This window comes from Ensifer sp. VA4 (genome assembly GCF_055710065.1).
The window spans coordinates 32,264-45,300 of sequence record NZ_JBVQPO010000026.1; the positions used below are offsets into that span (position 1 = coordinate 32,264).

General features: G+C 63.7%; 12 protein-coding genes and 2 pseudogenes. 12 read left to right on the forward strand and 2 right to left on the reverse strand.

Annotated elements, in window-relative coordinates; all coding sequences use genetic code 11:
- Nucleotides 1-5 precede the first annotated feature (5 nt).
- The gene (locus AC0C6X_RS28985) at nucleotides 6-917 is read left to right on the forward strand and encodes a LysR family transcriptional regulator (protein ID WP_173519464.1); all 912 of its coding nucleotides are present in this window, start codon (nucleotides 6-8) and stop codon (nucleotides 915-917) included.
- A 73-nt stretch (nucleotides 918-990) separates the two neighbouring features.
- Here AC0C6X_RS28985 and AC0C6X_RS28990 read toward each other — a convergent pair.
- Nucleotides 991-1,366, reverse strand: a pseudogene (locus AC0C6X_RS28990) (DUF427 domain-containing protein).
- A 211-nt stretch (nucleotides 1,367-1,577) separates the two neighbouring features.
- Nucleotides 1,578-2,261: pseudogene (locus tag AC0C6X_RS28995) on the reverse strand (DUF599 domain-containing protein); the annotation flags it as partial.
- Between the two features lie 200 nt (nucleotides 2,262-2,461).
- Here AC0C6X_RS28995 and AC0C6X_RS29000 point away from each other — a divergent pair.
- From AC0C6X_RS29000 to AC0C6X_RS29050, 11 genes are all read left to right on the forward strand, one after another.
- Nucleotides 2,462-3,145, forward strand: coding sequence for a GntR family transcriptional regulator (locus tag AC0C6X_RS29000; protein ID WP_173519462.1), 684 nt, complete (start codon nucleotides 2,462-2,464; stop codon nucleotides 3,143-3,145).
- Nucleotides 3,142-4,587, forward strand: coding sequence for an aldehyde dehydrogenase family protein (locus AC0C6X_RS29005; RefSeq protein WP_173519461.1), 1,446 nt, complete (start codon nucleotides 3,142-3,144; stop codon nucleotides 4,585-4,587). Before AC0C6X_RS29000 ends, AC0C6X_RS29005 begins: the two co-directional genes overlap by 4 nt.
- A gap of 74 nt (nucleotides 4,588-4,661) precedes the next feature.
- Complete coding sequence (locus tag AC0C6X_RS29010) at nucleotides 4,662-5,408, forward strand: glucose 1-dehydrogenase (RefSeq protein ID WP_173519460.1); 747 nt, start codon at nucleotides 4,662-4,664, stop codon at nucleotides 5,406-5,408.
- A gap of 43 nt (nucleotides 5,409-5,451) precedes the next feature.
- Nucleotides 5,452-6,927, forward strand: coding sequence for an ABC transporter substrate-binding protein (locus AC0C6X_RS29015; RefSeq protein WP_173519459.1), 1,476 nt, complete (start codon nucleotides 5,452-5,454; stop codon nucleotides 6,925-6,927).
- A gap of 144 nt (nucleotides 6,928-7,071) precedes the next feature.
- Nucleotides 7,072-8,022 (forward strand): ABC transporter permease, encoded by a 951-nt coding sequence (locus AC0C6X_RS29020; protein WP_173519458.1) that lies wholly within the window; start codon nucleotides 7,072-7,074, stop codon nucleotides 8,020-8,022.
- The gene (locus AC0C6X_RS29025; protein WP_173519457.1) at nucleotides 8,022-8,882 is read left to right on the forward strand and encodes an ABC transporter permease; all 861 of its coding nucleotides are present in this window, start codon (nucleotides 8,022-8,024) and stop codon (nucleotides 8,880-8,882) included. The genes AC0C6X_RS29020 and AC0C6X_RS29025 overlap by 1 nt, the downstream gene beginning before the upstream one ends.
- Nucleotides 8,879-9,895 carry an ABC transporter ATP-binding protein gene (locus tag AC0C6X_RS29030; RefSeq protein ID WP_173519456.1) on the forward strand — a complete coding sequence of 339 codons (1,017 nt, stop codon included), beginning with the start codon at nucleotides 8,879-8,881 and terminating at the stop codon, nucleotides 9,893-9,895. Before AC0C6X_RS29025 ends, AC0C6X_RS29030 begins: the two co-directional genes overlap by 4 nt.
- The gene (locus AC0C6X_RS29035; protein ID WP_173519455.1) at nucleotides 9,892-10,866 is read left to right on the forward strand and encodes an ABC transporter ATP-binding protein; all 975 of its coding nucleotides are present in this window, start codon (nucleotides 9,892-9,894) and stop codon (nucleotides 10,864-10,866) included. Before AC0C6X_RS29030 ends, AC0C6X_RS29035 begins: the two co-directional genes overlap by 4 nt.
- A gap of 11 nt (nucleotides 10,867-10,877) precedes the next feature.
- Entirely contained in the window at nucleotides 10,878-12,266 is a 1,389-nt protein-coding gene (locus AC0C6X_RS29040) for an amidase (protein ID WP_472956453.1), read from the forward strand.
- On the forward strand, nucleotides 12,263-12,520 hold the full coding sequence (locus AC0C6X_RS29045; protein WP_472956455.1) for a hypothetical protein: 258 nt from the start codon (nucleotides 12,263-12,265) through the stop codon (nucleotides 12,518-12,520). The genes AC0C6X_RS29040 and AC0C6X_RS29045 overlap by 4 nt, the downstream gene beginning before the upstream one ends.
- A 72-nt stretch (nucleotides 12,521-12,592) precedes the next feature.
- The coding region (locus AC0C6X_RS29050; RefSeq protein WP_472956456.1) for an isocitrate/isopropylmalate family dehydrogenase at nucleotides 12,593-13,037 on the forward strand (445 nt) is incomplete at its 3' end.

Consider the following 13,037-nt stretch of genomic DNA (forward strand, 5'->3'; position numbering starts at 1 on the left):
AACGCATGAAATCCCCCCAGTCTCCCGATCTCAATAGCCTCAGGATCTTCCTGGAGGTCGCCCGCACCGAGAGTTTTTCCGCCGCCGCGCTTCGCCTGCACCTTCCACCGAGCACGGTCAGCCGACGCCTGCTGGAGCTAGAGACCGTGCTCGGCGTCGCATTGTTGTTGCGCTCGACGCGCCGCGTCTCCTTGACCGAAGCCGGCAAACAGCTGCTGGAGTCGATTGGTGGAGCAGTGGAATTGATCGATCGTGGCATTGCCAGTTTCCGCCCCGCCGACGGAACGGCCCGCGGGCGGCTGCGGGTCGCAACATCGGTGGCTTTCGCGCGCACTTACCTGCCACCGATCCTCAAGCTCTACGCAGATCTCTGCCCCGAAGTTCAGGTCGACCTGCAGACGACCCATCACAATGTCGACCTGATTGGCGAAAGCGTCGACGTGGCGCTGAGAATGGGCGAGCCGGTCGACAGCGAGATGATCTACCGAAAGATCGGAACGATCGAGCAGCGCCTCTATGCCGCCCCGACCTACTGCACCGGGGTGACCCTGTCGTCACCCGAGGATCTGATGGGGGTCGCCCTGGTGGCGCATCGGACGCGCATGCGGCGCGAACTCGCCCACTGGCTGCTGTCGGATGGCAACCGGCACTTCACATTGGAGCGGCCACCATCCATCGTGGTCGACGATCCGGCCATTGGAGAGCGCCTGATCGCCGAGGGCCTCGGCATCGGTCTGCTCAGTGATGCGCTCGCCGCAGACGGGGTCGCCACGGGGCGGCTGGTTCCGGTTCTTGCCGAATGGTCGGGACCGCCCACGACCCTTTACTACCTCTATCATCAGCAACTGGGCGATCTGCCGAAAGTGGCGCAGTTCCTGAAGGCAGTGCGCGAGACGTTCCGTGTTCGGGCTGATTAAGGGCCGCCGGGCCTCAAGAACGACGAGCGTGCCACGACACCTCGGCAACCCATGAGACGGACGGGCAAGGTGACTACAATTCCCCGATCCTATCCACCCGATCGGGATCGAAGGCCAGGCGGCCCTTGATTTCGGCCACCGCCGCATGCGGGTTTTCGTAGGTCCAGACGGCATTTCTCGACCGCTCGCCACCGATCGGGATGCTGGTAATAGGAGGCGTCGCCTTTGTAAGGGCAATGCGACGCATGATCCGTGCGCTGAAGCAAGGACATATCGACATCCTCACGCGGAATGTATTGAACCGGCGGGTAGGACGCCTAGCGCAACGTCAATGCGTCGCGGGTGTCGGCAACGACGCGTCCATCGAGCTTGACGACGACGCGCGCCGTGTTTCGATCAATACTGATCGGATGATCTGGGCCGGGAATCTTGATCGGTTTGTCGGACATAGTCGCCGCCTTTGAAACATTGGTAATCTCTAGATGGTTGCCTTGCCCGCGAATTCCAACCAATCGGGCCAAAAGTACCTGCCGAGCCTGGTCAAGGACAGCGGAACATACCGGATTCCTAGGCCCTCACCGCGGTTCGTCCTCAGCTATCCGCCGCCGTAGAACTGATCGCCGTGGTCGGCTGTGCCGCGCCGGCGGGTGGATTGCTCTTGTCGAGCAGCTTGCGCACCTCCATCACGCCCTTGGCCGTATCCGACCAGCTATGTCTCCAGACGAGAAGTCCTACCGAGCCGACGATGGCGACGAGAAACGCGATCGGACCCAGGAACCAGAGAGCCGCGGCAACTGTGAAGTAGTACGAGCGAACGCCCTGGCTGAAGGAGCGAAGCGCCGGATTGATCATCAGCGACAGGGCCTGGGTCCAGGCAGTGATGTCTCGGACTTCATCGCGCGACGGGCTGGCTCCGATCGCCGCGAGACAATAGTTGATCTGCCGCACGGCCCAGATGAACTCGGAAAGCCCTCGCAGCAATGTCGCCATGACGAGCAGCACCTTGGATTGAAACAGCCACAGCGGCTCGATTGGGGCGAAGATCGCGATGATCCCCGCCTGAAGGCCGATCGTCGGCTGGATGAAAAGCGCACTGCTCATGGCGACGATGACGATAAGGTTGGCCGAACCGAAGAACGAGGCCGAGTTGATCGTGTGGCCGAGGATGGCCGCATCGCCGATGAAATTGGTGTCTCGTGTCAGAACCTCGCGCATCCAGGCCTGCCTCACACGCACCATGTCCAGCATCAGGCTGTCAGTCCGGCGCGGCCAGCCAAGAGCCATCATCGGCTCCAATCCCACCCAGGTCGCGAGAAACAGAATAATCGCAATCCAATCAAGCATCTGCACGGCCCAGCCTCCCATCACAGCTATTCCTAATAGAAGCCGCGACGCGTGACTCGTCAACGCGTCGGCGTAATCGGGATTTGCCGGAGCCGAGGTCGTGGCCTCGGGGATTGAGCATCCTGGCGACTTACATTTCATCAACGGATTGACACGACCTGTATCCTGGATACAATTTGCTTCGACTGTGGGAGGGATCGATGAACCAATCCTTCGAATGGCGAAGCCAATCGCGCCTACTCGACGAAGTGGCGCAAGCGCTTCGCGAACGCATCTATGCCGGCGTCTACGCCCCCGGAGCGACGCTCCGCCAGGAGCGGATCGCTGCCGAATTCGGCATCAGCCGAACGCCGCTGCGCGAAGCCCTGCGGGTGCTGGAGCGCGACGGGCTCGTGGTCAACAAGCCGGGCAGCGGCGTCAGGGTCGCGACTGCCGACCTGCCGAAACTTCTCGACGCCTATGCTGTGCGCGAGGCAATGGACGGTGTCGCGGCACGCAACGCCGCCGAGCGCGCGACACCGGCCGAAATCAAGGATCTCGCAAAGCAGGTTGAGCGACAGCGCAAGATCGTCGAGAACTGGGATCCCGGTGCCTACACCCAATCCAACGTCCTTTTTCACGAGGCAATCGTCGCCGCCTCACGCAATGCATCGCTGGCACCGCTCGGCCCGCTTCTGCGCATGACCTCGCAGGTCTTTGCGCCGGCCTTTTCGCTTTCGAGCGAACGCGCCAGCGCGGCCGTCGCCGAACACGAGCTGATCGTCGAGGCGATCGCGGCACGGAACCTCGACGAGGCCGAGAAGCTGGCGCGCGCGCATATCCACGCGACCGCAACGAGATTGAAAGCGCTCCTCGACGAGCGCGAGACTGACAACGAGGCATGATCGTGAAGACCTACGGCAATTTCATCGCGAACAAATGGCAGGATGCATCGGGTGGAGAGTTCATCGCCGTCAGAGACCCTTCCAACGGCCAGGAATTCGCGCGCATTGCCCGGGGCACCCGGGACGACATCGATCTCGCCGTGCGGTCTGCACGCGCGGCGCTCTCCGGCGACTGGGGGCGCATGACGCCCACGGAGCGCGGGCGGGTGCTGAGCCGGATTTCGGCAGCAGTGCTGCGCAACATTGATCTGCTGACGGAGCTCGAGGCGCGCGATGTCGGCAAGCCGCTGACGCAGGCGCGCGCCGACGTCGTGGCGCTCGCCCGTTATCTCGAATTCTATGGCGGCGCCGCCGACAAGGTGCATGGCGACACGATCCCCTACCAGAACGGCTTCACCGTCTTGACGGTCTATGAACCGCACGGGGTTACCGGCCATATCATCCCCTGGAACTACCCGATGCAGATCCTCGGCCGTAGCTTGGGTGCCGCGCTTGCGATGGGCAATGCGGCGGTGGTCAAGCCGGCGGAAGAAGCCTGCCTCACCATTCTGGAATTTGCCCGCATCGCCGAAGAAGAAGGCCTGCCCGCGGGCGCGCTGAACATCGTCACCGGCTTCGGCGCGGAGGCCGGTGCGGCCCTTTCCGAACATCCTGACGTCAACCACATATCGTTCACCGGTTCTGTCCGCACCGGCGAGATGGTGCAGGCGGCAGCCGCGAAGAATGCGGTGCCGGTGACACTGGAACTCGGTGGCAAGTCGGCGCAGATCGTCTTTGCCGATGCCGATCTCGATCGCGCCATTCCCTTCCTCGTCAATGCCGGCATTCAGAACGCCGGCCAGACCTGCTCGGCCTCGTCGCGCATTCTCGTTGAGCGGTCGGTCTACGAGGAGGTGGTCGCGCGCATGAGCGAGAGATATCGTGCGCTCAAGGTCGGCCCGGCCGGCGCCGATTTCTCGGTCGGTCCGGTCGTCTCGCAGCGGCAGAAGGCGATCATCGAGAGCTTCCTTGCCGACGCTGCAAAGGATGGCCTGAAGATCGCAGCTCAAGGCGAGATCGTCGCTGACGCACCCGCCGAGGGCGCCTATGTCGCCCCCACGCTTCTGCGCGACGTGCCGCACGAACACCGCACGGTGCAGGAAGAGATCTTCGGACCGGTGCAGGTGATCATGCCCTTCGACGGCGAAGAGGAGGCAATCCGCCTTGCCAACGGCACCGCCTACGGCCTCGTCTGCGGCGTCTGGACCAATGACGGCGGACGGCAGTTGCGCATGGCGCGCGCCGTGCACGCCGGCCAGGTGTTCATCAACAATTATGGCGCGGGCGGCGGCGTCGAGCTGCCCTTCGGCGGCGTGAAGAAATCGGGCCATGGCCGCGAAAAGGGTTTTGAGGCCCTCTACGGCTTTGCCAGCATGAAAACCATTTCCGTCTACCACGGCTAGAGCCAGGAACCGTGGGCGTTTTCCGCCCACATCCCGCTCTAATTTCTGATCCAAGTTTGCCCCGGGAGGAACACGTGTCACTAGAAGGTAAAGTCGCTCTCATCACCGGCGCGGGTTCGGGCTTCGGTGAGGGCATTGCGAAACGCTTCGTCGCAGGCGGCGCCAAGGTCATTGTCGTCGACCGCGATGCCGTCGGCGCTGAGCGCGTTGCCAAGGAACTCGGCGACAACGTCATTGCCGTCGTTGCCGATATCGCCAAGCAGACCGATGTCGAAGCCGCCGTCGCGGCCGGTATCGAGTCGTTCGGCCGCGTCGATATCCTGATCAACAATGCCGGCATCGGCCACAAGCCGCAAAACGCCGAACTGGTCGAGCCTGATGAGTTCGATCGCATCCTCGGCGTCAACGTGCGCGGCGTTTACCTGATGACCCGGGCGCTGCTGCCGCACATGAAGGAAAATAAGGCCGGCGTCATCGTCAACATCGCGTCCACCGGCGCCAACCGGCCGCGACCGAATCTGGCCTGGTACAATGCGACCAAGGGCTGGGTGGTCTCCGCCACCAAGGCACTGGCGATCGAACTTGCGCCGTTCAACATCCGCGTGGTGGCGCTCAATCCGGTCGCCGGCGAGACGCCGCTGCTTTCGACCTTCATGGGAGAAGACACCGAGGAAATCCGCAAGAAGTTCCGCGATTCCATTCCGCTCGGACGCCTGCTGAAGCCCGAGGATCTCGCCGAGGCCGCCGCCTTCGTCGCCTCGCCGCAGGCCTCGATGATCACCGGCGTCGCACTGGATGTGGACGGCGGACGCTCGATCTAAGTAACTGGGACCATAAACAACGAAACCGCAAAGCGGGGGAACCATGATGAACTTGACGAAATGGGCACTTGCCTCGTGCTTCATCGCCGCGTCGCTGACGACGGCGATGGCCAAGGACACAATCACCGTCGGCCAGGTGCTGGAGCCGCCGGGCCTCGACCCGACCGCCGGTGCCGCAGCACCGATCCGCTACATCACCTACGGCAACCTCTTCGAGGGCTTGGTGCGCGTGGTGGAAGACGGCACGGTGAAGCCGCTGCTCGCCGAAAGCTGGACCGTCTCCGGGGACCAGAAGACCTACAGCTTCAAGCTTCGCCAGGGCGTCAAGTTCCACGACGGCACGCCGTTCGACTGCTCGGTCGTCAAGTTCTCCTATGAACGCGCGGTTGCGGCGGACTCCACCAATGCGCAGAAGGGCCTGTTCGAGCCGATCGAAAAGACCGAATGCCCGGATCCAGCCACCGCCGTCGTGACGCTGAAGCGCCCGGCGTCGAATTTCCTCTTCAACATGGCCTGGGGCGACGCGGTGATGATCGCGCCTTCATCCGCCGCCGACAACAAGACCAAGCCTGTCGGCACCGGTCCGTTCAAGTTCAAGGAATGGGCAAAGGGCGACAAGGTCGTACTCGAAAAGAACGCCGACTACTGGGGCGAACCGGCCAAGCTCAGCGAAGTGACCTTCAAGTTCATCAGCGATCCTTCGGCCGCTGCCGCCGCCGTTCTCGCTGGCAATGTCGATGCCTTCCCAATGTTCCAGGCAGCGGAACTCGTGAGCCAGTTCCAGAGCGATCCGAACCTCCAGGTCGAGGTCGGCAGTACCTCGGGCAAGGTGGTCCTCGCTCTCAACAATGCAAGGAAGCCGTTCGACGACGTGCGTGTCCGTCAGGCGCTCGCTTATGCAATCGACCGCAAGGCGCTGGTCGAAGGCACCTATTCCGGCTTCGGCACGACGATCGGCTCGCACTATTCGCCGGTCGAACCCGGTTACGTCGATCTGAACGAGACCTACCCCTACGACCCCGGCAAGGCGCAGCAATTGCTGCAGGAAGCGGGCGTCCAAGGTCTCGAGATCACCATCATGCTGCCGCCGCCGGCCTATGCCCGCCGCGGCGGCGAGATCATCGCGGCCATGCTCAGCGAAGTCGGCGTCAAGGTGAACCTCGTCCCGATCGAGTTCGCGCAGTGGCTGGACCAGGTGTTCAAGAACTCGGACTTCGACGCGACGATCATCGCCCATGCCGAGGCCCGCGACCTCGATATCTATGCCCGCGACAAATACTACTTCAACTACCAGAACCCGGAATACAAGGCGCTCTACAAGTCCTACACGCTCGCCTCGACCGAAACCGAACAGATGGACCTCAGCGGCCAGCTCCAGCGCAAGCTGGCAGCCGACGAACCGAACGTCTTCCTCTATGCGCTGCCGAAGATCGGCGTCTGGAACAAGAAGGTAAAGGGGCTTTGGAAGAACATGCCGGTGCCAGCCGACGATCAGACCCAGACCCATTGGGAAAACTGATCGACTTTCAATGAGCGGGATGCGGGCAGAAACCCGCACCCCGCCCCGGCATCCCGCCCTTCCCGTCGGGAAGGGTGGCTGCAGATATGCCGTTGACCGCCGCACCCGGCGCCGGTCAACGCTCGCTCTTTCCGGGAGGTTGATGTGATTTCCTTCATTGGCGGTCGCCTCGTGTCGCTGGTTTTGACGACATTGGTCGCCTCAGTCATCGTCTTTCTGCTGATGCAGGTATTGCCCGGCGACCCGGCGGTGCTGATGCTCGGCATGAACGCGGACCCGGACGCGATTGCGGCGCTGCACAGACAACTGGGCCTCGATCAGCCGATCTGGATCCGCTACCTCCACTGGATCGGCGGCTTCGTTGTCGGCGATTTCGGCATGAGCCTCACCTATTCCGTGCCGATCCGCGACTTGCTCGGTCCGCGCATCCTGGTAACGCTGCCGCTGGCTTTGCTCTCGATGGCGATCTCCGTGGTCGTCGCCATCGCCATCGGCGTCTATGCCGCCGCCAATCGCGGCAAGGCCGGAGACACGGTGGTCATGGGCATCGCCCAGGTTGGCGTCGCCATTCCGAATTTCTGGCTGGCGCTGCTCTTCATCCTGCTCTTCGCGCTGAAGCTTGCCTGGTTTCCGGCCTCCGGCTTTGCCGGTTGGGATGGCGGCATCTGGAACGGCCTGCATTCGCTGATCCTGCCGGCCTTCGCGCTCGGCCTGCCGCTTGCTGCCATTCTCGGGCGCGTCACGCGCTCGGCCGTCATCGAGACGCTCGGCGAGGATTTCATCCGCACCGCCCGCGCCAAGGGGCTCAGCCGGTCCGGCGCGCTGTGGACGCATGCGGTTCCGAACGCGCTGATCCCGGTCGTCACGATCATCGGCCTGCAGTTTTCCTTCCTGCTTGCAGGCACCATCATCATCGAGAACGTCTTCAACCTGCCGGGTATCGGCCGCCTGGTCTTCCAGGCGATCGCTCAGCGCGACCTGGTGACGGTGCAGACGCTGGTGACGCTGCTCGCGGCTTCCGTCATCACCATCAATTTCCTCGTCGATCTGGTTTACGGCTATCTGGATCCGCGGCTGTCGCGAGGAGGCCACTGATGTCCAATCCCGCAGTCGCTTCTGAACAAGGCATCGTCTCCAAGCTCATCGGCAGCAGGAACCTGACGATCGGCGCCACCGTCACCGTCATCCTCCTGGCAATGGCGATCGTCTCCTATGTCTGGACGCCCTATTCGCCGACCGGGATGAACTTCCGCGACAAGCTGCAGGGGCCTAGTCTTGCCCATTGGTTCGGCACCGACAATTTCGGCCGCGACATCCTGTCGATGATCATGGTGGGCGCACGCAACTCGATCAGCGTTTCGATCGTCGCGGTTCTGGTCGGTGCCGGCATCGGCGTACCGCTCGGCGCCTGGGCTGCCGCGCGCGGCGGCTTTGTCGATGGCCTCGTCATGCGCATGAGCGACCTTGCCTTCGCCTTTCCGGCGCTTCTGACCGCCGTCATCATCACCGCCATCTTCGGCCCCGGTGCAACGAATGCGATGATCGCGATCGGCATCTTCAATATCCCGGTCTTTGCCCGCGTCACCCGTGGCGCCTCGATGGGGCTCTGGAAGCGCGAATATGTGCAGGCGGCGCGCTGCGCCGGCCGCGGCGACGTGGCGATCACCCTTTTGCACATCCTGCCCAACATCAACCACGTGCTGCTCGTCCAGGTGACGATCCAGTTCGCCTTGGCGATCGTCGCCGAGGCCGGTCTCTCCTATGTTGGGCTCGGCACGCAGCCGCCGATGCCGAGCTGGGGCAAGATGCTGAACGACGCCCAGACCTTCATCTACCAGGCGCCCTGGCTCGCGATCTTCCCGGGGCTGGCGATCACCTTTGCCGTGCTCGGCCTCAACCTGTTAGGCGATGGCCTGCGCGACATTCTCGACCCGCGCGTGAGGCGGCAACGATGACGAAACCCTTGCTTAGAATGACCGGCATGTCGGTCGAACTCACGGCGGGCACGAGCCAGGTCGATATCGTCTGCGACATCGATCTTGAGCTCAAACGTGGCGAGCGCCTCGGCATCGTCGGCGAATCGGGCAGCGGCAAGTCTATGACCGCACTCGCCGTGATGGGTCTGCTGCCGCAGCGCATGCGAGTGCGGGGCGAACTTTCTTTCGACGGCCGCAATCTCGCCGGCCTGTCGGAAGCCGACTATTGCGACTATCGCGGCCGGCGCATGGCGATGATCTTCCAGGAGCCGATGACAGCGCTCAACCCGGTGAAATCGATCGGCGCGCAGATTGCCGAGGGACGGCGGCTTCACCTCGGCGAAACCAGGGCCGATGCTGAAAAGCGGGCCCGTGCGCTTCTCGACCGGGTCGGCCTGCCGGCGCCGCGCTTCGATCTGGACCTCTACCCGCATCAGCTCTCCGGTGGCCAGCGGCAGCGCGTGATGATCGCCATGGCGATCGCCTGCGAACCGGACCTCTTGATTGCCGACGAGCCGACGACCGCGCTCGACGTCACCGTGCAGGCGCAGATCCTCGACCTGCTGGACGAACTGGTTGAAGACACCGGCACCGCGCTGATGCTGATCACCCACGATCTCGGCGTCGTCTCCGAGATGACCGACCGCATCGCGGTCATGTATGCCGGGCGCATCATCGAAACCGGGCGGACCGACGATGTCTTCGCCCGCATGGCACATCCCTATGCCCGCGGCCTCTTTGCCGCCTCACCACATGGCGCGGCGCTTGCGCCACGCCAAGCGGGCGAAGGACGTCCGCGACTGAACGCTATCCCCGGCATCGTTCCCGATCCTTTCGGTCGGCCGCCTCACTGTTCCTTTGCCGAGCGCTGCGCTTACGTTCAGCCGGATTGCCGGCGGGCGATCCCGGCGCTGGATCTGATCAACACCGATGAAAATGTCGAGCATCGCGCCGCCTGCTTTCATCCGCGCGAAAGGATGGTGGCACCGTGAGCGAGGTTATTCTCAAAACCACTGATCTCGTGCGTGAATACGATCTGCCGCGCCCTTCGATCTTCTCGAAACAAAGCCGCCTGCGGGTGCTGCATAGCGTGAGCATCGAACTCCAAGCCGGCCGGAGCCTCGGCATCGTCGGCGAAAGCGGCTCCGGCAAATCGACGCTGGCACGCGCGGTTATGGGACTGGAGCGGCCGCAATCGGGTGAGGTGAATATTGCCGGCAAGGACATCTATGCGCTCGACCGCGCCGGACTGCGCGAAGCGCGCAAGGGCTTTCAGGCGATTTTCCAGGATCCGTACGGTTCGCTTGATCCGCGCCATACGGTCCGCACGATCATCTCCGAGCCGATCGTTTCGTTGGAACGCGGCACCAGCACGGCGGAGCGCAACAAGCGCATCGCCGAGGTGCTGGAAGCTGTCGGCCTGCCGCTTGCATCCGCCGACAAGTTCCCGCACGAGTTTTCCGGCGGCCAGCGCCAGCGCATCGCCATAGCCCGCGCGCTCATTACCCGGCCGGCGCTGATCGTCGCCGACGAGCCCGTTTCGGCGCTCGACGTCTCGATCCAGGCGCAGGTCCTGAACCTGATGATGGACCTGCAGGAGAAGCTCGGCCTCTCCTATCTCTTCATCAGCCACGATCTCGGCGTGGTGCGCGCCATCACCGATCGGGTCGCGGTCATGCATCTCGGCCGGATCGTCGAGGAGGGACCGACGGCTGAGGTCTTCGACAATCCGCGCCATCCTTACACCCAGGCGCTGGTCGCCGCCGTGCCGAAACCGTTTTCCGGCCGTCGCAAGCGGATTCGCTCTGATGCACCGCCGCAAACGCCCGTCCATACCGCAACGACCGCAGCCGGCTGCGCCTATGCCGCCGTCTGTCCGATGAGGCAGGAGATCTGCCGGACCCGAACGCCTGAGGCCAAGCCGGTATCGCCGGCCTGGTCCGCCCGCTGCCATTTCGCCTAGGAATTGATCCCATGTCCGAACTTGCCGATTTCTCCGCCGTTGATCTTGTCGAGGCCTACCGCTCGAAGAAGCTCTCCCCTGTCGATGTCACCGAAGCCGTCATCGCCCGCATCGACGCCTCGGAACCTAAACTGAACGCGCTTTGGGCCTATGACCCGGCCGAAGCGCGCAAGGCCGCAAAGGCCTCGGAAGAACGCTGGGCGAAAGGCGCTCCTCTGGGCGCGATCGATGGCGTGCCCGTGACGATCAAGGAGAACATCGCAACCAAGGGGACAGCGGTCCCGCTCGGCTGCGCCGCCGTGACGCTCACACCGGCCGCCGCTGACGCGCCGCCGGCCGCACGCACCCGAGAGGCGGGCGGCATTCTGCTCGCCAAGACCACCATGCCCGACTACGGCATGCTTTCCTCCGGCCTTTCCAGCTTCCACAAACTTGCCCGCAACCCGTGGAATCTTTCGGCCAATCCCGGTGGCTCCAGCGCTGGCGCCGCAGCGGCAGCCGCCGCGGGCTATGGCCCCCTACATATCGGCACTGATATCGGCGGCTCGGTCCGCCTGCCGGCCGGCTGGTGCGGCATCGTCGGCCTGAAACCTTCGGCCGGCCGGATCCCGATCAATCCACCCTTCATCGGCCGCGTCGCGGGGCCGATGACCCGGACGGTCGCCGACACCGCGCTCTACATGTCCGTGCTCTCAAAACCCGATGCCCGCGACACGATGGCTCTGCCCTATGCGGAACTCCCGTGGCTCGACCTATATTGCGACGTGAGGGGCCTGAAGATCGGTCTCTGGCTCGACGCCGGCTTTGGCCAGTCGGTTACCGAGGAAACGGAACAGGCGATCAGCCAGGCGGCGAAGCTTTTCGCCGATGCCGGTGCGATCATTGAACCGGTCGGCCCGTTCCTCACCCGCGAGATGATCGACGGCCTCGACCGCTTCTGGCGGGCGCGCGGCTGGGAGGACGTGTCGCGCCTTTCGCCGGAAAAACAGGCGCAGATCCTGCCCTACATCTTCGACTGGATCAAAACGGCCGAGAATTTCTCCGGTCGCGAGGTCTATACCGGCTTCGCCCAGATCGAGGCCATGCGCAATGCGCTGCACGCAGCCCTTAACGGCTTCGATTTCATCCTGTCGCCGACCGCACCGACGGCGTCCTATCCGGCCGAATGGGCCTCGCCGATCAACGACCCGCAAAAACCGTTCGAGCATATCGCCTTCACCGTCGCCGCCAACATGGGCGGGCAACCGGCGATTTCGATCAATTGCGGCTATACTTCGGGCGGCCTGCCGATCGGTCTGCAGATCATCGGTCAGTCCTTCGACGACATCGGTGTGCTGCGTCTCGCACGCGCCTTTGAAACCATGCGCCCTGAGCAGCGGCCTTGGCCGAAGGTCGCATGATGAGCCACACGATGCGCTACACCATCGAGAGCGGCGACCTGGAAAACATCGTCTCCCGCCTGCTCGACATCGTTCGCCGGCTCGGCGTCAGCGTTTCCAAGCTTGCCATAGAGGTGGATGGAGGCAAGGCGAACCTCGAAATCGCCATGTCCTCGGCTTCGCACGCCGTAGCCAACACCCTCAGGGAGCGCATCGCGCAAATCGAGGGCGCTCGACCGCTGCCGGGCGTCGAGCATGGCGCCGCCACCTCGTAACCAGGCGCAGCTTTCAACCAACCCCTGCGGCAACGCCGCTCACAATCAGACGAAAACGACAGGAGTGCCGAAATGGCTCGCAAACTTTTCATCCTTCCCGGCGACGGCATCGGCCCGGAAACCATGGCGGAAGTCCGCAAAATCATCGCCTACATGAATGCCGAGCTTGGCGCCGGCTTCGTGACGGACGAGGGCCTGGTCGGCGGTTCGGCCTATGACGCCCATGGCCAGGCGATCTCGGAGGCGGACATGAAGAAGGCGCTTTCCGCCGATGCGGTGCTGTTCGGCGCCGTCGGCGGCCCGAAGTGGGATGCGGTGCCCTACGAGGTCCGCCCGGAAGCCGGCCTGCTGCGCCTGCGCAAGGACCTCGAGCTCTTCGCCAACCTGCGGCCGGCGATCTGCTATCCGGCGCTCGCCAGCGCCTCGTCGCTGAAGCCCGAGCTCGTCGAAGGCCTCGACATCCTGATCGTGCGCGAGCTCACCGGCGGCGTCTATTTCGGCGAGCCGAAGGAGATCA

Excerpts from the sequence above, each read along its gene's own strand:
- AC0C6X_RS28985 (WP_173519464.1), top strand. The coding sequence starts at position 6 with ATGAAATCCCCCCAGTCTCCCGATCTCAATAGCCTCAGGATCTTCCTG.
- AC0C6X_RS29000 (WP_173519462.1), top strand. The coding sequence starts at position 2,462 with ATGAACCAATCCTTCGAATGGCGAAGCCAATCGCGCCTACTCGACGAA.
- AC0C6X_RS29005 (WP_173519461.1), top strand. The coding sequence starts at position 3,142 with ATGATCGTGAAGACCTACGGCAATTTCATCGCGAACAAATGGCAGGAT.
- AC0C6X_RS29015 (WP_173519459.1), top strand. The coding sequence starts at position 5,452 with ATGATGAACTTGACGAAATGGGCACTTGCCTCGTGCTTCATCGCCGCG.
- AC0C6X_RS29025 (WP_173519457.1), top strand. The coding sequence starts at position 8,022 with ATGTCCAATCCCGCAGTCGCTTCTGAACAAGGCATCGTCTCCAAGCTC.
- AC0C6X_RS29030 (WP_173519456.1), top strand. The coding sequence starts at position 8,879 with ATGACGAAACCCTTGCTTAGAATGACCGGCATGTCGGTCGAACTCACG.
- AC0C6X_RS29040 (WP_472956453.1), top strand. The coding sequence starts at position 10,878 with ATGTCCGAACTTGCCGATTTCTCCGCCGTTGATCTTGTCGAGGCCTAC.
- AC0C6X_RS29045 (WP_472956455.1), top strand. The coding sequence starts at position 12,263 with ATGATGAGCCACACGATGCGCTACACCATCGAGAGCGGCGACCTGGAA.